The sequence below is a fragment of the Brevundimonas sp. AJA228-03 genome, from assembly GCF_017795885.1.
Taxonomy (GTDB): domain Bacteria; phylum Pseudomonadota; class Alphaproteobacteria; order Caulobacterales; family Caulobacteraceae; genus Brevundimonas.
Window position 1 is genome coordinate 770,663 of record NZ_CP059297.1, and the last position, 17,772, is coordinate 788,434.

Here is a 17,772-nt window from a genome sequence, read left to right on the forward strand (position 1 = left end):
CCCGAAAGGAGGGGGAGGAGACGGAGGGGCTCTCAGATTTCCTGGTTGTAGGCCCCGACCTCGGGGTGGGCCGCCAGCCGGGGCTTGACCTCCTCGCGGAACAGGGCGCGCATGTCGTCCGCGGACCGCATGGATTCGACCACCACGACCAGTTCCGGCTTGTTGGAGGAGGCCCGCACAAGGACCCACGACCCGTCTTCCAGATGGACCCGCGCGCCGTTGACGGTGATGACCTCGACGATCTTGCGGCCCAGGATCGAGCCGCCCCCGGCCCCCAGCTTTTCGTATTCGGCGACGATTTTGGCCAGGACGTCGTATTTGATCTCGTCGTCGCAGTGGGGCGACATGGTCAGGGACGTCCAGGCGTCCGGCAGGGACGACTTCAGCTCGAACAGGGTCTTGCCGGGGTTCCGGTCCAGCATCTGCAGGACGGCGGCGGCGGCGACCAGGCCGTCGTCGTATCCCCGCCCGATCGGGTTCGCCAGGAAGAAGTGGCCCGACTTCTCGAACCCGGCCAGGGCTCCCAGTTCGGCGGTCTTGCGCTTGATGTAGGAGTGGCCGGTCTTCCAGTAGACGGTCGTCGCGCCATTGGCGGCCAGGACCGCGTCGGTCTTGTACAGGCCCGTCGATTTCACATCGACGACGAAGGTGGCGTTGGGGTGCAGGGCCGACAGGTCGCGGGCCAGCAAGAGGCCGATCTTGTCGGCGAAGATCTCCTCGCCGGTGTTGTCGACCACGCCGCAGCGGTCGCCGTCGCCGTCGAAGCCCAACGCCAGGTCGGCACCCGTCTCGCGGACCCGCTGCGCCATCTGCACCAGCATGGCGTGGTCTTCCGGGTTCGGATTGTATTTGGGGAAGGTCCAGTCGAGGTCGGTATCCATCTCGATCACCTCGGCCCCCATGCGGCGCAGGGCCTCGGGCGCGAAGGCCCCGGCCGTGCCGTTGCCGCAGGCGCAGACGACCTTCAGCGGCCGGGTCAGCCGGATCGATCCGACGACCTCCTCAATGTAGCGTTCCCGGAAACTCTCGACCCGCTCCAGACGCCCGCCGGGCCGGGCGACACCCTGGCCTTCCAGAACGATCTGCTTCAGCCGGCCGATCTCCTCGGGGCCGAAGGTGACGGGCGGGTTGGTGCCCATCTTGACCCCGGTCCAGCCGTTCTCGTTGTGGCTGGCCGTGACCATGGCCACGCAGGGGGCGTTCAGGGCGAACTGGCCGAAATAGGCCATGGGCGACAGGGCCAGACCGATGTCCAGCACCTCCATCCCGCCCTCCAGCAGGCCCAGGATCAGCGCCTGCTTGACGCTGATCGAATAGGACCGGAAGTCATGCCCGACGACGATGCGCGGCTGGACCCCGGTCTCGTGGACATAGGTCGCCAGCGCCAGACCCAGGGCCTGGATGCCCAGCAGGTTGATCTCCTTCTCCAGGATCCAGCGGGCGTCGTATTCGCGGAACCCCGTCGGCTTCACCAGGGCGGTGGTCTCGTAGGCGAATGTGTTCGGGACCAGGTCCTGGCGGGGCATTTGCATCGGGACGTCCTTGGAGGTTCGGCAGGGTCTGGCCGGCGCGGTATAGCCGCAGCGCCGGGGGCGGACAACAACGCGCGACGGGTGGTATGGCTGCGACTGCAACGGCGGGTTCGAGGGGATGCGGGGCATGAAGGTCTTGAAGATCGCGGGCCTGGTCCTCGCCCTGTCGCTCGGCGCGGCGGGTGCCCGGGCGCAGACGGCGGCCGACGGGCTGGCCGCCATGCAGGCGCGGCTGCAGGCGTTCGAGGACTATGCCGGCGTCTTCGGCATATCGAGAGGCGGCCAGACCGGGGTCGCGGCCATCGCCCGGACAGACGGTGCCTGGCCGGTTGATCCGTCCACGACGGTCCGCTGGGCCTCGGTGTCCAAGATGATCACGGCGATCCTGGTGTTCCAGCAGATCGATGCCGGGACGATCAGCCTGGACGCGACGGTCGCCACCTATCTGCCCAGGACGACCGTGGCCAATGCCGACAGGATCACCATCCGGCAGCTCCTGTCGCACCGCTCGGGCCTGGCGGAGCAGGCCGGGACGCCCGACGGCCCGCCCGGCGACGCCTTGCAGTACTGCGGGGCGGCCAGGGCCGAGCCGGGGTCCGGCTTCTTCTACAACAACTGCGACACCATCGTGGTGGGCAAGGTGCTGGAGGCGGTGACGGGCCGGCCCTTTCTCGATCTGGTCAACAGCCGCATCGGCGCGCCGCTGGGCCTGACGCTGACCCTGCCCGAGGGGCCCCGGGTCGAGGCGACGATGGAAGATGGCTCGGCCGAGCCCCGTATCTGGCTTGCCGACTTCGGGCCCGCCGGCGGCCTGTATGGCACGATCGGCGACCTGCTGAAGATCGACATGGCCCTGATCGAGGGCCGGCTGATCTCGGCCGCATCGCTCGACGCGATGCTGACGGGCGACCCGGCCTCCGGCTATGCCGCGCTCAGCGTCTGGTCATACTCGCCCGATCTCGGGGCCTGTATCGGCACGACCCGGCTGGTCGAGCGTTATGGCGAGATTGGCGGGGTCCAGGTGCGCAACTTCCTGTTGCCGGATCTCAAGGTGGCGCTGGCCCTCTATTCCAACGACCACCGGACGGCGTTCGGGGAGGTCTGGCAGGGACAGGGGCTGTCGATCGACCTGATCCGGGCGGCGGTCTGCGGGGCGTCTTCCGCCGCTTGACCGGGCCGGGCGTGCGCCCTACCCCGTTGGACCGCCTTCGGAGAGCCCGCGCCCCATGCCTCGACTGATCCTGTTGCGTCACGGCCAGAGCCAGTGGAACCTCGAGAACCGCTTCACCGGCTGGGTCGACGTCGATCTGACAGCGGAAGGCGAAGCCCAGGCGCGGCACGGCGGCGCCCTGATCGCCCGGGCCGGGTTCAGACCGGCGGTCATGTTCACCTCCGTCCTGACGCGGGCGAAACGCACCGGGGCGCTGGCGCTGCAGGCGGCGGGCCTTGCGGACGTGCCCGTCATCGCCGACTGGCGGCTGAACGAACGGCACTACGGTGGCCTGACCGGGCTCGACAAGGCCGAGACCGCGCGTCTTCACGGCGAGGATCAGGTCAGGATCTGGCGGCGCAGCTATGACATCCCGCCGCCACCGCTGGCTGCCGGCAGCGAATGGGATTTCGCGGCCGACCCCCGCTATGCCGGACAGGCCATTCCGGACACCGAAAGCCTGAAGACCACGCTGGACCGTGTCCTGCCCTACTGGAACGCGGCGATCGCGCCCCGGCTGGCGGCGGGGGAGGACGTGCTGATCGCAGCCCACGGCAACAGCCTGCGCGCCATCGTCAAACACCTGTTCGCCGTCCCCGACGACCAGATCGTCGGCGTCGAGATCCCGACCGGCAATCCGCTGGAGATCGACCTCGATTCGAGTTTGAAGCCGACCGGTGCCCGCTATCTGGACGCGGACCGGGCGACCGCGCTGCCGGGACTTCCTGCGTGAGCGACGCCGCAGCCGACCAGATCCACATGCGCCGGGCCATCGACCTGGCGCTGGCTCGCATGGGCGAGACCTGGCCCAATCCCGCCGTGGGCTGCGTGATCGTCAAGGACGGCGTCGTCCTGTCAGAGGCCGCGACGGCCCCGGGCGGCCGCCCCCATGCCGAGGAGCAGGCCGTACCCGCCGCCGGAGCGGGCGTCGCCGGGGCCACGGCCTATGTGACCCTCGAACCGTGTGGCGCGCGGTCGTCGGGCCGCGCCTCCTGCGCGCAATTCCTGGCCGAGGCGGGGATCGCGAGGGTGGTTGTGGCCGCGCTCGATCCCTCGCCGTTCGCCTCGGGCCGGGGCACCGAGCGGCTGCGCCAGGCCGGCCTGCAGGTCGAGACAGGGCTGATGAAGGACGAGGCGGGCGTTCTGTCCGAAGGTTTCCTGCACCGGCTGGAGACCGGCCGTCCGATGGTCCGGATCAGTGCCGATGGAACCGGGTTCGACGCGCGGTTTGCAGCCTCCCCCCGCGCGGATCTGGTGACCGAGCTGAAACGGCTGGGCGAGGCCGGATACACGCGGCTCTGGACCGGTCCGGGCGAGCTGGCGGATGCGCTGACCGAGCAGGGGCTGCTGACGTCCTAGAGCATGATTCAGGCTTTCGGCTGGACCCACGACGTGGTCCAGCTCAATCGAACAGGCCCTGGGGTAGAGGTGTTCCGGTTGAGGCGGGGGGTGGCAACGCGTCACTCGCCGGCGCCCCGTTTTCGGTTGGCGGAACGCTGTCACCGAGAGGTTCATCCGCCGCCTCGGTGACATCGACCGGTGCCTGCTTGCTGCGGTCCGATCTCGCTCCGGGCCGTGGCAGGTCCAGTCCCAGACCCGGCGAGCCTCGGAAGCCGAGCGGCGTAAGCGTGTAGGAGTAGCCTCGCCCGGTCTGAAAGGCCGAATTCATGTCGGCGGCGTAGCGATCGACCAGGTCTCCCATCTCGTCGTTGGTGCGAACGATGGTCGGAGTCAGCAGGATCAACAGCTCGGTTCTGGCTCCCGAGACCGTGTTGGTCTGGAACAGGGAGCCCACCACCGGGACGTCCTTCAGGAACGGGATACCGGTATTGGCCTTGGTGTAGGTGTTCGAGATCAAGCCGCCGAGGACCCCGGTCCAGCCGTCGCCCAGATTGATCTGCGTCGTCAGGCTGCGGTTCAGAATGGTCGGGCTGGCGATCGCTGAAGTCGGTGGATCTCCGACCTCGGAAATCTCCTGACTGATGGTGATGTCCACCCGGTCGCCATAGACGACCGGCTCGACCTCCAGGATGACGCCGGTCTGCCGGTACTGGACGCTCTGAAGGATGTCGGTCGCGCCCGGCCTGGTCACGGTGTCGGTGGCGCGTTGAGAGGTGATGATCGGGACGTCGGTGCCGACCTGGAACCGGGCCTGGCCGCCGCTGCGTGTCACAAGTCTGGGCCGGGAAAGAATGTTGACCTTGTTGTTCGAGGCCAGGGCGTTGATCCTGGCCCGAAGATCCGGGCCGACGAATGTGAAGCTCGCGCCGGTGGCACCGATCCCCAAACCCCCCTCGGTACCGCCGCTCCAGACGCCGTCGCCCCGGGTCTCTCGGCCGAACAGTTCGACCCCCAGCTTCGTATCGTCGTCCAGGGTCACCTCGGCGATGATCACTTCGATAACGACCTGCGGTGCCGGCGTGTCCAGATTCTGGAGAAGAGAGTAAAGCTGGGCGTAGTCGCTGGCCGTGCCGGTGAACAGAATCCGGTTGCCCATCGGATCGACGATCAGCCTGCCGGCGCCGAACTGACCTGTGGCGCCGGTGAGGCCCGCTGTCGGGGTCGCCGCGCCGTCCTGTGCCGGAGCCGTGCCAGGAACGCCGATCGGGGGTTGGGCGGCGGCCGTCGTCGGCGACTGTCCCGACGCCAGCTGTCCCAGGGATTGAGCGTCGGTATTTCTGACCTGATAGACGAAGGTGGTCAGCCGGTCTCCCATGGCCGCCGGCTGGTCGAGCTGCTGGATCCAGTAGCGTACGCGGGCCACGACCTGCGGATCGTCGGCAAAGACCAGGATCTGGTTGGCCGCCGGGAACGAAAGAATGACGATGGAGCGTCGTGCAGGTGCCTGCCGCGAAACGACGAACCCCTCGGTGGTCAGAACCTGTTCGAGGGAGCTCGCCAGGGCGTCGGCCGCCCAGTAGATCGGCTCGACCCGGAGGACCTCGGCACCGGCGAAGCGGGGTTGGTCGAGACTGCGAAGGGCCTGGGTGACGTTGGCGACATCACGACTCTGGCCAGAAATGATCAGTGTATTGGACAGTTGATCGATCGTAATGCGCGCCCCCGAAAGCTCGGGGTACAGATCGCTGAGCAGACCCTGGAGGACATTCACCTCAATCGTCTGAACCGGGAACAGCTGTACGATGCGTCCCCCTGGGGTGGTCGTTCGCCCCCGGGTGATTTCCGTCGTTACATTGCTGGTTGCCGCCGAGCCGATACTGACGGCATTGCCTTCAATATAGATCTCGATGCCATACTGACGGAGCGCGATTTGCGTCAGTCGGAAGAGGTCGCGGCGGCTGACCGTGCCGCCCGTCCCTCCTGAAATCAAATCCGTTCGACCCGCCACATCCGGGCCGACGGAATAGGGCAGATTCAGGAGGTTGCCGAAGACGGTGGCGACGAACTGCGGGATGGGCTGGGGCGTCAGTGTGGCATCGACCATCCCCTCGGGAACAAGGGCGGCGATCTGGGCGTCCGTTGCCGGCACGCGGGCCGCAACGGCGCTGGCTGCGGAGGGAATGTCAAGAACGGACGGCTCGTTCGTCCGACGCTCAGGGGCTGTGTCGCCACCACCACGAACGGTCGCTTCAGGCAGGCCCTGCCCCGCTTCCAGATCCAGCCCGTTCCGGGCCACAGGCGCGGTAAGGGTCGGGAAGGCGGCGCAGCCGGCCGTGAGAAGGAGCGGCGCGAGGCAGACCGTCAGCAGAAACCGTGAGCGGCAGGCCGCGCCACTCTCCCGCACCGCCGTGGTGGCGCCCAACATGCTCATCGATCAAGTCCTGCCATAGAGTCGAATGACGCGGGTCTCGCGTCCTTTTGCCAGCGTGACACTGATCCCCGAAATTTCCTTTACTCGCCAGCCATCGGCGAAGACCGCACCGACGCCGAGCCGTCGCGCGCCGTCGAGCAACACCTTGACCTCGCCCGACTCAGGATCGCGGGAAACGCCCCGGATCGCCGCCGCGAAGGTGACCGCGATATCCGGCGGTGGGGGCGGTGGGGGAGGTGGAGGCGGGGGGGGAGGCGGAGGTGGGGGAGGCGGATCGGACTGGAGCGCCCGAAGCAAACGGACCGCCTCGGTCGTACCCTCGCCGGGACGCAGCGTCAGCGTCTGGGGAACCTGGCCGCGTCGGCCGATGGTCAGTCCCGGGGGCTCGGTCACAGGCACCCAGAGGCCAGCCAGAAAAGCCGAGATCAGAACCGCAGGCACAAGAAACGCGAGGATCCTCATGTGGCGGGTGCCTCGGCGATTGCGGTTCGTGTCGGGAACTCCAGTCCAAGGGTGACGCGCCCGCGATTCAACACAACGGCACCTTCGAAAGCCGGAGGCGGAGCCCTTTCGAACGCGAACCGGGTGATCCGGAATCCTTCAGGCCAGCTCGCGACTTCGTCCAGCAGCCTGAAGGTCGGAGCCCAGAGGAGATCGCCTTGCACTTGCGCCGAGACCCATGTCACCGGCCCGGTCGCCGTCACGGCTTCGTTCGTCTCGATCACCGCGCCGGCAAGAGCGGCGTCTGTTGCAGCATCGGTCAAGCGCTTTTCGATCCGAACCCGAACGATATCGACATTGGAGCCGGCAAAGCCCCAGTCGTTCATGTCGCGGATGGCCAGGTTGCGCGCGGCGCGATTGTTGGCGTTCGTCGCCTGAACCCACGCGCGGCGGGCGGTGTCGCGGGTCGAGAGAGCCTCGGCGTAGGCGGTCTCTGCGCGGTCGCGCGCATCCATCGCGGCGATCGGCGCGTAGAGGATTGCCCCGGCGACGAGACCGGCCAGAAGAAGACGCTCGCGCGGGGTCGCGCGGGCGAGCCGCGCGCGCAATCCGTCGGCATAGGCCCGCGTCCGGATCGTAACCGTTTCGACTATCGTCAGAGACAAGGTTGTACCGTGAATGCCGATCGCGGATCCCCCAGCGCCCTCAAAACGGCATCTTTCGGATCGACCATGATTTCCGCTATACCAGCGATGGAAAACGGGGAATAGCTTAGAGTTTCGAGCGTCATGGCTCCGAACGCCCCTTGGCGATGAGTTCGAAAATCCTGATGACCAAGCACAATGTCGATTTCACGTCACGCCGCGGCCTGCGGGTGCACCGGGCCAGGCGCGTTGACGGGCGTGCAGGCTACAGTCTCCTCGAGATCCTGGTCGTCCTGGCCATTATCGCTCTCATCGTAGCGGTCGTCGGGCCGCGTCTGTTTACCCAGCTGGACAGGTCGAAGACGACGACGGCACGGCTGCAGATCCGCTCGCTCGAAGCGGCGCTGGAGGCGATGCGGCTGGATATCGGCCGCCTGCCAACCACGGCGGAGGGTCTGAACCTGCTGGTTGCGGCAGATCCGGCCACGGTCAATGGCTGGTACGGCCCCTATCTGGCCGAGAAGCTTCCCAACGATCCGTGGGGTCGCCCCTATATCTACGAGGCCCCGACGGCTTCGACCGGCGCGCCGACGACGGCTCCGGTCGATGGTGCACTGCAAGGGCCGGCCGGCGAGACCCAGCCCAAGGTCATGAGCTACGGTGCCGACGGAACCGTCGGTGGCGAGGGGGTGAATGCCGATGTCACCAGCGCCCAACCCTAGAGTCTCACGCGGGGGCTTCAGCCTTATCGAGATCCTGGTGGTCCTGGCCATCATGGCCCTGGCGACTGCGATCATTCTGCCCAATGGCGGACGGCTGATGGACCAGACCATCGCCCAGGCTGTATTCTTCGAATTCCAGCGGGATGTGCTTCAGCTGAGGCGTGAAGCGAACCGGTCGGGCGAGGCGATCACCATCCTGTCCACCGGAGAGGAGCCGACCGGGGCGTCGGAACGGACGCTGGCGCTGCGCGAGGGCTGGAGCTACGTCCTGACACCGGCCCTGACGATCGACGATGCGGGAGCGTGCGCGCCCGGAAGGGCCGTTCTGACACGTAGCGGCGCGCCGATCATGCGCCTGCGTGTGGAAGGCGCGGACTGCCGCTTCACGCGCTACCTGCCTACCCCGCCTGGTCGGCGATGACCGACATCTCGATGATCAGATTGCGGGTCGTCGGTTCGATGCGGGGACGAATGTTTTCGAAATAGCCCGAGCCTTCGAGCTCAGCGACCAGTTCGTCCAGTCTCTCCGAAGCGGCCGGGGGCAGGGTCATGGACAGGTTGCCTGTCTCCGCGTCCATGGCGATGGGCGACAGGTCGTAGAGGGCGGCGGCGCTGATCGCCGCGCCTGCGGCGCTCAGCGGACTGGTCTCGCGCGCCACCGACTGGAACGCCGCCAGGCGGGCATCATCGGCGCGGCCTGGACCGCCGGTACCGACCGCCGGAGTCGCGGCGACGATTTCGGCCGTCTGCCGGGCGACCTCGCGGGTCTCGCGATCCAGGCCGAACATCGCTCCGAGGGCATAGAAGGCGGTCGCCAAAGCCGCCATCGCAACCACGCCGGTGCCCAGAGCCAGGGCTTGATCGCGGGAGATTTCCACGCTGGACAGACCAAAGGCCTGTCCTTCGATGCTCGCCGGCAGGACGACAGGCGCCGGCAATGTGTCGGGCGCGTCCGCGCCCGTCGAGTACAGACGTGTGATGTCGGACCAGGCGCGTTGGTCAAAGCGATACTTGCGCCATGATGAGACCTTCAGCGTCTCGCTTTCCCAAAGCTGAGCCTCGTAGCCACCGGCAATGCTGAGAATTCGCCAGCCGGTGCCACGGGGTATGGCCAGCGATTCCGGACGGACCACCGGACGAAGGCGACCGTAGCGGGCAAGGATGGGTTCGCGGACGCGAGCCAGGTCCCACCACCAGACACCGAGGCCCTTGCCGATTGGGAGCACGAGACTACCGGTCTCCAGATAGGGGCCGTTGGCGTGGGCGTAGATCGTAGCCGCCCGACGCCGCTGGTTCCTGGGCAATGCGCCGGGGTCGAAGAGGGCGTAACTGCACAGGTCGCGGCCAAGGAGAAGCACCGGCGGACGCAAACGACCCAGGGGGCCGGCGTCCATCACGACCTCGAAGCGGCCGTCGGACCCCAGACGATCAACGCGGGGCTGCAGGAAACTCAGGGGCATTGACGGGATCCGGGTCGGAGCGGCGCGCCTCGCTGAATTCGGTGCGATCGATCCAAAAAGGGCGCTCCGCGTTCGTCGGGGTCAGGGTTAGCCGTCCCGTATAGGTCCAGCGGGAAAGCCTGTCTTCTATGGTGTAGATAATCCGTCCCGACGGGTAAACGGACCCTATTTCGGGATTGGTGTCCAGCACCGCTCCCGTGTCGGCCGCTGCCTGTTCCAGAGAGTAGAACGGCTGAGCCGCGCGCGCGCGGACGGCGGTGCGGGCCTGGGTTTCTGTCATGCCGAACAGGATCTGCAGAGCCTCGATGTCTGCGGTGTTGATGTTTAGCTGAAAGGTGGCCGCGTCGGCCGCGAGGGATGGCTTGAGTTCGCGCCATGCCGCCGGAGCGATGGCCTGGCGCGCGCCCAGGACGTTCATCAGTTCATCGACGGATCGCAGCGGACGATTCGCCGGACCCTCGCTGCCGGCAGGATAGTCGGACCGCTCGGCCCCGTTGGCGGTCTTCAGATTATCCGGATCGCTGTAGTCAGCCAGGGCCGCTTCCAGGGATCGCGCATTCGCCGCAGATACGTTCAGGCGAGCCATCAGCCGACTCATGACCGGTCCGGCGATGCGCGAGACATTGACCATGCCCGCCTGATCCTGGAGCCGGATGATCGCCGTCGTCCCGAACCGGTAGGGCCGCCCATCGAGCCGAAGATCGGTGGCGTTGGCCATGCCGGCGAGGAAGGCCGCCTCTCTGGCCGGATCCGGCGCTTCGAACTCACCGGGCGGTAGTGGCGCATCGATCAACAAGCCGGCTGGCCCCATCCGTTCCGTCGCGCCCAGATAGGCAATGCGCGCCTCGACGGTCATGGCCTGCTGGGTGAATGCCACGCGCGCTCGTGCCAGGCCGGCCTCGCGTGTCAGACTGGCCAGTGCAGTGATGGCGACCAGGAAAATGAGCGTGACCACGCTTGTGACGACCAGCACAGTCGGCAGTACGAAGCCTGTCGGGCGCTGCCGGGCGGGAACGGGGACCATGCTAGATCTGGTCGCTCGGCATGACCCAACTCGCCGGAAAGCCGCTGGCGGAGGTGTCCATGATGTCGGGTCCGCCGGGATTGGACAGGCGCAGGTAGACGAAGGCGGATACGGGCACGGTCACCGCAACAGGGCCGGCCCCGGGTTCGGGCGCGTTGGTCCAGGCCGGAGACCAGACCTCACCATCGGTCGAATAGGAAAATGCCGCGCCCGGGCCCAGCAACATCAGACGCGTGGATCGGCCGCCGGCGTGACACATCAGGGCAGGCCGACCAGCCACGGGTTCGATGGAGAGCCGCAACCGGCCCCGCCAGCCGCGAGGGGCGCAAGCGGTGGCCCGGCGCATCACCGCCTCGCCTTCGATCGAGGTCGAACTCCCTGTTACGGCTTCTCGTTGCGCATCGCGAATGGTGGCGACGGGGCGGATGAGGAGACTGCCGATCACCGTGCGCGCGTCGGCCACGGCGATCTCGTTGTCGGCGGCGGTCAGGGCACTGCGGCCCAGCCGAAATCCGTTGTCACTGGCGCTGCGGCCGATCGAGAAAACAAGCGCCAGCGCCATCGACCCGATCGCCAGAACGACCAGCGCTTCGATCAGCGAAAAACCAGTCCTCGGCCAGCGCCGCATCATCGCTCCACATGCGGGTTGGCCGCTGCAGCAGTCTAGGCCGGGATCCTCCTGGCCGCCAGACGCCTTGGCCTTCAAGGGGTTCGCTGGTATGGGTCCCCCGGTTCAGGGGACACCATTCGTGAAGCTGAAGGCGGGATTTCTGATCGGCGGGGCCATCGCGGCTTGCGCCGGACTGAGTCTGGCGGGAGCCCCCGCGCCGGTGCCCGCCCCGCTGGGCGACACAGGGGTGCCGGTCGCTGCTGCGCCTCCCGTGATGTCCGCCCGCGAACGCCGTGAACGCTTCGACGAACGGGTCCAGGCCATGTTGAAGGCCGGAGAGGGTTCGCGCTTGACCGACGAGCCCCGGCCGCGCCGACGCGTTTCCGCTCCAGGGTCGACCGCGTCGCGACCCGCCCGCGCGGTGCCGACGTCCCCGGCGACCCCGGTCGACGTCGTTGCCGATGCGTCTTCGAACCTGCGCACTGTCTCCCTTCCGGACTCTCCGTCGCAGACGATCGCCGCCGCCCTGCGTCGCCCGACCACGCCGATCGATTGCCTGACACAGGCCATCTATTACGAGGCCCGCAGTGAGAGCGAAGAGGGCCAGGCGGCTGTCGCCGAGGTGATCCTGAACCGCGCGCGCAGCGGCCGTTATCCGCGCGAAGTCTGCGACGTCGTCTATCAGCGCAACGCCCGCACCTGTCAGTTCTCCTATACCTGCGATGGGTCTATCGGCCGGACCCGGATTAACGCCGGTTCCTGGGCCAAGGCGGAACGTATCGCGCGCGAGGTCTATGCCGGCAGTACCCAAACCCTGCTGCCGGCACGGTCGGTCAATTATCATGCCGACTATGTCGCCCCCCGCTGGGGACGACGCCTGGAGCGGGTGCGTCAGATTGGGGCCCATATCTTCTATGGCGCGGCGCTGAACGGCGGGACGCCGGGCGCGTCCGATGATACGCCCCGCACCCCCGAGCCCTCCGGCCGGCTGACGTTCGTGCGCCTGGACGCGCTCGAGCGCGCGTATGATGTCTTCCGCGACAGGGCCCAGGCCCCACAGCCGGTGGATGCTGCCCCGCCGGTGACGCAATAGTCGCGTCGTGAGGCCATTGGACACCTCAAGCGCCAACGTCATCCTGATCGGCGCACATCGGCACCACGATGGACGCGGTTGGTTCAGCGAGACCTACGTCGCACCCCGATTTGTCGAACTTGGAATCCACTGCGCCTTCCCGCAGGACAATCAGTCGTGGACTCGCAGCGCGGGCACCGTGCGCGGATTGCACTTCCAGCAGCCACCGTTCGCACAGGCCAAGCTGGTAAGCTGCTTGCGCGGCCGGGTTCACGACTGCGTTGTCGATCTACGGGTTGGATCGCCAACCTATGGACATAGCCTTTCGGTCGAACTGACGGACGCTGGCGAGCAACTGTTTGTACCTGCTGGATTTGCCCACGGTTTCATGACCCTGACCGATGACGTGACGGTCTCGTACAAGGTCTCTGCGCTTTACAATGCCGACGCCGAGATGGGTGTGGCATGGAACGATCCGGCCCTGGCGATCATGTGGCCACGTCTTGTGTCGGAGATAAACGTATCGGAGCGCGACCAGCGCCTTCCGCCACTCGCCGAGGTGACCAGCCTCTTTCGTTATGACGGCGGCGGTCCATTATCCCTGACGCGTGTCTAGGGCCTGATTCACGCTTTCGGCTGGGCCCACTCCGTGGGTCTAGCTCAAACGATCTTGTTCCCGTTGGGTCAGGCCTGGGCAAAACGTGCTGTGTCGAGATAGCGCGCAAGATATCGGCCGTAATCCGACCCAACCATTCGGGAAGCGATCGCTTCCAGCGCTGCGTCGTCGATATAGCCCATCTGATGGGCGACTTCTTCGGGGCAACCAATTTTCATGCCCTGGCGCTGTTCTATGGTGCGGACGAGTATTGCCGCTTCAAGCAGGCTCTCCGGTGTGCCCGTGTCCAGCCAGACGACGCCGCGATCCAGTCTCTCCACCGCCAACTGGCCACGCTCGAGATAAATCCGGTTTATGTCAGAAATCTCAAGCTCGCCTCGCGACGAAGGCGTCAGATCAGCGGCAATGTCGACCACCTGCGTGTCGTAGAGATAGAGGCCGGTAACGGCCCAGTTTGACCGGGGGCGGGTCGGTTTTTCTTCAATCGAACGCGCCCGCCCGGCCGCATCGAAAGCCACCACACCATAACGTTCCGGGTCGGCAACCTGATGGGCGAAGACGGTGGCACCGCTTTCGCACGCCGCACCCGACACCTTTCTCAGGCGTTCGGGCAGGCCGTCGCCGTGAAACAGATTATCACCGAGGATCAGCGCCGAGCGATGGCCGGCCACAAAGTCGCTCCCCAGGACGTAGGCCTGGGCGATCCCGCCAGGAGTCGGCTGCGCGAGGTATGAAAACGATAGCCCCAGCGCGTTGCCGTCCCCGAGCAAGGCCTGGAAGGCTGCCTGATCGCGCGGCGTCGTGATGATCAGGATTTCGCGAATGCCCGCCAGCATCAAGGTCGTCAGCGGATAATAGATCAGGGGCTTGTCATAAACCGGCATGAGCTGTTTGGACGTCACGCTGGTCATGGGATGCAATCGCGTGCCGGTGCCGCCAGCCAGAATTATTCCTTTCAAGATCTGAGTCTTTCCCGTTCGATTTCAGACACAACGTCCGCCAGGGCGGTGCGCCAGTCGCGCATCGTGACACCATGATCACTGTATAGCCGGCCGCAGGACAGACGCGAGTTGCGGGGTCGCCTTGCAGACGAAGGGTACTGCGCAGCGGGTATGGCAACGACCGTGGTGGCGAGCCCGGCAAGGCCTACAAGCTCGGTGGCCAGCTCGGCCCAACTGGCCTGTCCCGCATTGACGCAGTGATAGACGCCGGTCGGCGCGGATGGATCAGAGATCATGGCGGTCGTCACGGTCTCCAGGGCCCTTGCAAGGTCGTCCGCTGACGTCGGACTGCCGATCGTATCCGCCACGACGGACAGCACGTCTTGATGGGCGGCGGCCTCTAGAATCTTGCGGGCGAAGTTCCTGCCACGGGCGCTGACGACCCATGCCGTTCGAACGACCACCCCGCGCGGGTGTCCGGAGAGCACAGCCAGCTCGCCCGCTCGCTTCGAGGCACCATAGACGTTGATCGGGTTGGCTGGATCGTGTTCGGCGTAGGGGTGATCACTCTCCCCATCGAACACAAAGTCGGTCGAAATATGGACCAGCGGGATGTCGGCGCGCCGCGTCAGGTCCGCCAGCCGCGCCGGTACCAGGGCATTGCTCAACATCGCGTCGCCGACGTGCGTCTCGGCCAGATCCACGGCCGTGAAGGCGGCTGCGTTGATGACCGCGTGGAACGGCTGACGCTCGAAACAGGCGTTCAACGCCTCTGGGTCTGTCAGATCCAGCTCCGCCCGGGTCGGACGAAGAAGATTGACACCGGGCGCCCATCGAACTTTGGCCAATGCCTGCCCGATCTGACCCTGCCCGCCCGTGACAAGGATGTTGATCGGATCAGCCACCCGCGAGCCCGCGCCTTGCGACGGCGTCGCGACTGCTCAGGAGGGGGGTCCACCACTCGCGATGCCGCAGATACCAGTCAACCGTGTCCAGAAGGCCATGCTCGATGTCCACCCTGGGCGACCAACCCAAAGCCTGCCGCGTATGCGCCGTGTCGACGGCATAGCGCCTGTCGTGTCCCGGGCGATCGTCAACCAGACGGATCAACTCAGCGTAAGAGCGAGCGTCCGGCCGCGGCATGAGCGTGTCGAGCGCAGAGCAGATGGCGTTCACCAAAGCGATGTTGGTTTTCTCTGTTTCCCCTCCAAACACATAGGTCTGGCCCCCCCGTCCACGTTCGAACGCAGCCCGCAACCCCCGGACATGATCATCGACGTGGAGCCAGTCGCGGACATGCAGGCCATCGCCGTAAACAGGCAGGTGATCGCCCGCCAGCGCTCGCACGATGGTCAGCGGGATGAGTTTCTCAGGAAACTGGAAGGGGCCGTAGTTGTTCGAGCAGTTCGTCACCACGACCGGCAGGCCGTAGGTGTGGCCCCAGGCGCGGACGAAATGGTCAGCTGCGGCCTTGGTCGCCGAATAGGGCGAGCGCGGCGCGTAGCAGGTGGTTTCACTAAAGGCCCCCGTCGGGCCCAGCGAGCCAAACACCTCGTCTGTCGAGACCTGATGGTACCGGAATGCAGCCTGGTCCGGCCCTGAAAGCGTACGCCAGTGGGCCAGCACCTCTTCCAGCAGAACAAAAACCCCCACGACGTTGCTTTGAAGAAAGGGGGCCGGGCCATCGATTGACCGATCAACATGGGTTTCTGCGGCCAGATTCACAACCACATCGGGGTTGAACATCCCGATGGCAGCGCGGACCGCAATCGGATCAGCGATATCACCGTGGATAAAGCGGAAGCGGCTCGACCCGCGCACGGGGTCGAGAGCGGCCGACGTCGTCGCGTAGGTCAAGGCGTCGAAGACCAGCACCTCGGCAGTGGAGTTCAGGATCATCTCTCGGGCCAGCGCCGAACCGATGAAGCCCGCCCCCCCCGCGATCAGGATACGATACGCCGCCAAAGCTGCCTCTTTTTTCCGGATCGTACAGATCTCCGACAGTCTAGTCTGGTGCGTCGATCGGCGTCCACAATAGGCGCGATGCCGAAGGGGAATGGAGACGTCGCGTCGGCGGTCCCTGACGTCCCGACCGCGCGCCAGGTCGGTGCCGAAGCGGAGCGCGGGATTGCAATGATTTGCGAAATCGCGGACGCCGTGTGGCGAGGCGTCAACCCTTCGGTCTCGAATCCATCTGTGCAACCTCTCATTGGCCAGTTCGAAACGATACGCTATGGCGCAGCGATGGACTTGGGTACCGAGGACGCGTCCGGGAGCCGGGAGCTCTATCGCAGCCATTGCCTGGTGGTGCGAGAGGTTGCGAGCGGCGACAGGGACCACTGGGTCATCACGTTCGATAATTACGGGATCGGTCACGGCTTCGACCGTCCCGGGTTCGGTGAGGCATGGCTGAAGGCCCAGGGAATCTCGGCTATTCACGTCATGGGAAAAGCCGAAGACTGGTATCAGTACAGCGATATTGAGGCTGCTCTTGCGAGCGTTCGAACGGCGGTGGGAACGGCGTCGCGCGTCATCACCTATGGATCAAGCATGGGGGGGTATGGTGCGGTGCGTTTCGCCGATGCGATCGGGGCCCATGCTGCTCTGGCGCTGTCGCCTCAGTACACCCTGGACCCCGATATCGTCTCCCACGATCGACGCTGGGCCCAGGATGCGCACCGGATCGGCTGGATCAAGCGGATGAATGGCCGCTTGAACAGTGCTGCCAGAATCATCGTCGTTTACGATCCGCGCGGACCGGACGATTGGCACGGTCGACGGATTGCCGAGGAGAGTTCCGGCGACGTGATCCGTCTGCCCTTCACGGGACATCCGGTGACCAGCTTCCTGAGCGAGATTGACATGCTGGGATCGCTGGTCGTCGACGTGCTGCACGACAGGCTGGACTCCCGCAACTTTGAACGAGAGGCCCGCGGCCGGCGCGCGACGAGCGGGGTCTACCTCGGTGAAATCGCGGGACTACAGCCGATGCACCGTCAGGCGACCGCTCTGGCACTGGCACGCCGGGCGCTGGACGTCAGTCCCGCGAACCATCACGCGCGCTTGAATCTGGCGAAGCTGCTCCTCAGAGGAGATGCGGTTGACGAGGCCTTGCTGATCTTTGAAGGACTCGTTGTCGATAGCGAGCAGGCGCTGCACTACCTTGTAAACTATGGACAGGCCCTGGCTGTCGCGGGCCGTTTGACAGACGCACGGGTGATTGCCGATCAGGTCATCGAGCGGGCCTCTGGCATTGCGCATCTCAATGCCTGGGCTGCCCAGCTTTGCTGGCTGAACGGCGATACTGCGCAGGCCAGGAAACTTATCCGAAATGCCGTCAGATTGGACCCTGTCAGCCAAGGCTATCTTGAGTTGGCTGTCGATTACCATCTGGGACACCCGACGATCGACATCACCGCGCCCGTCAGGTCGACGATCTGGCTGGAATTCGCTCGCTGGATCGCAAGGCATCGCATTTTCCAACAGCTTCCCGGAATATGGGTCCGCTGGCTTCGGGCCAATGCCTTGCCTGCGGTTTAGCGGTATCTGCCCCGTTCGGACTGACCGTGTGAGGCGCACGCGAGAAAACGGCCGGTGCGTCGCAATCGCCCGGACGTCCCTCGCCGTGAATTCCGGATCGATCCAGTGCGACCGGGGAGATGGGGCTTGCACGTCCGGGTCATTTCGAAGTCCACTGGACGCTTGACGCTCGATTGAACCCGGCTCAT

The 17,772-nt window shown here is 65.9% G+C and carries 18 protein-coding genes; 8 read left to right on the forward strand and 10 right to left on the reverse strand.

Features of this window, described 5'->3' with window-relative positions; all coding sequences use genetic code 11:
- Positions 1-32 precede the first annotated feature (32 nt).
- Positions 33-1,532, reverse strand: coding sequence for a phosphomannomutase/phosphoglucomutase (locus tag HZ989_RS03855; RefSeq protein WP_209322323.1), 1,500 nt, complete (start codon positions 1,530-1,532; stop codon positions 33-35).
- A 127-nt stretch (positions 1,533-1,659) separates the two neighbouring features.
- On the opposite strand from HZ989_RS03855, the gene HZ989_RS03860 reads away from it, so the two are divergent.
- The 3 genes from HZ989_RS03860 to HZ989_RS03870 are packed head-to-tail and all read left to right on the forward strand — an operon-like array spanning position 1,660 to position 4,101.
- Positions 1,660-2,703, forward strand: a complete 1,044-nt coding sequence (locus HZ989_RS03860; protein WP_209322324.1) for a serine hydrolase — start codon at positions 1,660-1,662, stop codon at positions 2,701-2,703.
- 55 nt (positions 2,704-2,758) lie between these two features.
- A complete protein-coding gene (locus HZ989_RS03865; RefSeq protein ID WP_209322325.1) occupies positions 2,759-3,475 on the forward strand; it encodes a 2,3-diphosphoglycerate-dependent phosphoglycerate mutase in 717 nt (238 codons plus the stop codon).
- On the forward strand, positions 3,472-4,101 hold the full coding sequence (locus HZ989_RS03870; RefSeq protein WP_209322326.1) for a bifunctional diaminohydroxyphosphoribosylaminopyrimidine deaminase/5-amino-6-(5-phosphoribosylamino)uracil reductase RibD: 630 nt from the start codon (positions 3,472-3,474) through the stop codon (positions 4,099-4,101). The genes HZ989_RS03865 and HZ989_RS03870 overlap by 4 nt, the downstream gene beginning before the upstream one ends.
- 43 nt (positions 4,102-4,144) lie before the next feature.
- Here the strand turns inward: HZ989_RS03870 and HZ989_RS03875 are convergent, their stop codons facing one another.
- From HZ989_RS03875 to HZ989_RS03885, 3 genes are read right to left on the reverse strand one after another with little or no spacing between them, the layout of a single operon-like run.
- A complete protein-coding gene (locus HZ989_RS03875; RefSeq protein ID WP_209322327.1) occupies positions 4,145-6,514 on the reverse strand; it encodes a secretin N-terminal domain-containing protein in 2,370 nt (789 codons plus the stop codon).
- Between the two features lie 3 nt (positions 6,515-6,517).
- Positions 6,518-6,976, reverse strand: coding sequence for a hypothetical protein (locus HZ989_RS03880; protein WP_209322328.1), 459 nt, complete (start codon positions 6,974-6,976; stop codon positions 6,518-6,520).
- The gene (locus HZ989_RS03885) at positions 6,973-7,620 is read right to left on the reverse strand and encodes a hypothetical protein (protein WP_209322329.1); all 648 of its coding nucleotides are present in this window, start codon (positions 7,618-7,620) and stop codon (positions 6,973-6,975) included. The genes HZ989_RS03880 and HZ989_RS03885 overlap by 4 nt, the downstream gene beginning before the upstream one ends.
- A 164-nt stretch (positions 7,621-7,784) precedes the next feature.
- Here HZ989_RS03885 and gspG point away from each other — a divergent pair, with 164 nt between their 5' ends.
- Both gspG and HZ989_RS03895 read left to right on the forward strand, forming a co-directional pair.
- The gene (gene gspG, locus HZ989_RS03890; RefSeq protein ID WP_245162440.1) at positions 7,785-8,321 is read left to right on the forward strand and encodes a type II secretion system major pseudopilin GspG; all 537 of its coding nucleotides are present in this window, start codon (positions 7,785-7,787) and stop codon (positions 8,319-8,321) included.
- 37 nt (positions 8,322-8,358) lie between these two features.
- On the forward strand, positions 8,359-8,742 hold the full coding sequence (locus tag HZ989_RS03895) for a hypothetical protein (RefSeq protein ID WP_245162441.1): 384 nt from the start codon (positions 8,359-8,361) through the stop codon (positions 8,740-8,742).
- Here HZ989_RS03895 and HZ989_RS03900 read toward each other — a convergent pair.
- The 3 genes from HZ989_RS03900 to HZ989_RS03910 all read right to left on the reverse strand — a co-directional run bounded on the left by HZ989_RS03900 (position 8,720) and on the right by HZ989_RS03910 (position 11,433).
- Complete coding sequence (locus tag HZ989_RS03900) at positions 8,720-9,781, reverse strand: hypothetical protein (protein ID WP_209322331.1); 1,062 nt, start codon at positions 9,779-9,781, stop codon at positions 8,720-8,722. The two genes, HZ989_RS03895 and HZ989_RS03900, sit on opposite strands and share 23 nt — an antisense overlap.
- On the reverse strand, positions 9,750-10,637 hold the full coding sequence (locus tag HZ989_RS03905) for a type II secretion system protein GspK (protein WP_209322332.1): 888 nt from the start codon (positions 10,635-10,637) through the stop codon (positions 9,750-9,752). Before HZ989_RS03905 ends, HZ989_RS03900 begins: the two co-directional genes overlap by 32 nt.
- Positions 10,638-10,806: 169 nt before the next feature.
- The gene (locus HZ989_RS03910; RefSeq protein WP_209322333.1) at positions 10,807-11,433 is read right to left on the reverse strand and encodes a prepilin-type N-terminal cleavage/methylation domain-containing protein; all 627 of its coding nucleotides are present in this window, start codon (positions 11,431-11,433) and stop codon (positions 10,807-10,809) included.
- A gap of 121 nt (positions 11,434-11,554) precedes the next feature.
- On the opposite strand from HZ989_RS03910, the gene HZ989_RS03915 reads away from it, so the two are divergent.
- Together HZ989_RS03915 and rfbC are read left to right on the forward strand one after the other, a co-directional pair.
- On the forward strand, positions 11,555-12,508 hold the full coding sequence (locus tag HZ989_RS03915; RefSeq protein ID WP_209322334.1) for a cell wall hydrolase: 954 nt from the start codon (positions 11,555-11,557) through the stop codon (positions 12,506-12,508).
- A gap of 7 nt (positions 12,509-12,515) precedes the next feature.
- A complete protein-coding gene (gene rfbC, locus HZ989_RS03920) occupies positions 12,516-13,103 on the forward strand; it encodes a dTDP-4-dehydrorhamnose 3,5-epimerase (protein ID WP_209322335.1) in 588 nt (195 codons plus the stop codon).
- Positions 13,104-13,171: 68 nt separating this feature from the next.
- Here the strand turns inward: rfbC and rfbA are convergent, their stop codons facing one another.
- Genes rfbA through rfbB form a run of 3 tightly spaced genes read right to left on the reverse strand, consistent with a single transcriptional unit; the run spans position 13,172 to position 16,009 of the window.
- Positions 13,172-14,062 (reverse strand): glucose-1-phosphate thymidylyltransferase RfbA, encoded by an 891-nt coding sequence (gene rfbA, locus HZ989_RS03925; RefSeq protein WP_209322336.1) that lies wholly within the window; start codon positions 14,060-14,062, stop codon positions 13,172-13,174.
- Positions 14,059-14,949, reverse strand: a complete 891-nt coding sequence (gene rfbD, locus HZ989_RS03930; protein WP_209322337.1) for a dTDP-4-dehydrorhamnose reductase — start codon at positions 14,947-14,949, stop codon at positions 14,059-14,061. Before rfbD ends, rfbA begins: the two co-directional genes overlap by 4 nt.
- Positions 14,942-16,009: a dTDP-glucose 4,6-dehydratase gene (gene rfbB, locus HZ989_RS03935; RefSeq protein WP_245162443.1), complete on the reverse strand. Its 1,068-nt coding sequence runs from the start codon at positions 16,007-16,009 to the stop codon at positions 14,942-14,944. The genes rfbD and rfbB overlap by 8 nt, the downstream gene beginning before the upstream one ends.
- A gap of 78 nt (positions 16,010-16,087) precedes the next feature.
- On the opposite strand from rfbB, the gene HZ989_RS03940 reads away from it, so the two are divergent.
- Complete coding sequence (locus HZ989_RS03940; RefSeq protein WP_245162444.1) at positions 16,088-17,584, forward strand: hypothetical protein; 1,497 nt, start codon at positions 16,088-16,090, stop codon at positions 17,582-17,584.
- Positions 17,585-17,772 lie beyond the last annotated feature (188 nt).

Coding starts and splice junctions, on each gene's coding strand:
- HZ989_RS03860 (WP_209322324.1), top strand. CDS start 1,660: ATGAAGGTCTTGAAGATCGCGGGCCTGGTCCTCGCCCTGTCGCTCGGC.
- HZ989_RS03940 (WP_245162444.1), top strand. CDS start 16,088: ATGCCGAAGGGGAATGGAGACGTCGCGTCGGCGGTCCCTGACGTCCCG.
- HZ989_RS03910 (WP_209322333.1), bottom strand. CDS start 11,433: ATGCGGCGCTGGCCGAGGACTGGTTTTTCGCTGATCGAAGCGCTGGTC.
- HZ989_RS03865 (WP_209322325.1), top strand. CDS start 2,759: ATGCCTCGACTGATCCTGTTGCGTCACGGCCAGAGCCAGTGGAACCTC.
- gspG (WP_245162440.1), top strand. CDS start 7,785: ATGACCAAGCACAATGTCGATTTCACGTCACGCCGCGGCCTGCGGGTG.
- HZ989_RS03905 (WP_209322332.1), bottom strand. CDS start 10,637: ATGACCGTCGAGGCGCGCATTGCCTATCTGGGCGCGACGGAACGGATG.
- HZ989_RS03855 (WP_209322323.1), bottom strand. CDS start 1,532: ATGCAAATGCCCCGCCAGGACCTGGTCCCGAACACATTCGCCTACGAG.
- HZ989_RS03875 (WP_209322327.1), bottom strand. CDS start 6,514: ATGAGCATGTTGGGCGCCACCACGGCGGTGCGGGAGAGTGGCGCGGCC.
- HZ989_RS03880 (WP_209322328.1), bottom strand. CDS start 6,976: ATGAGGATCCTCGCGTTTCTTGTGCCTGCGGTTCTGATCTCGGCTTTT.
- HZ989_RS03900 (WP_209322331.1), bottom strand. CDS start 9,781: ATGCCCCTGAGTTTCCTGCAGCCCCGCGTTGATCGTCTGGGGTCCGAC.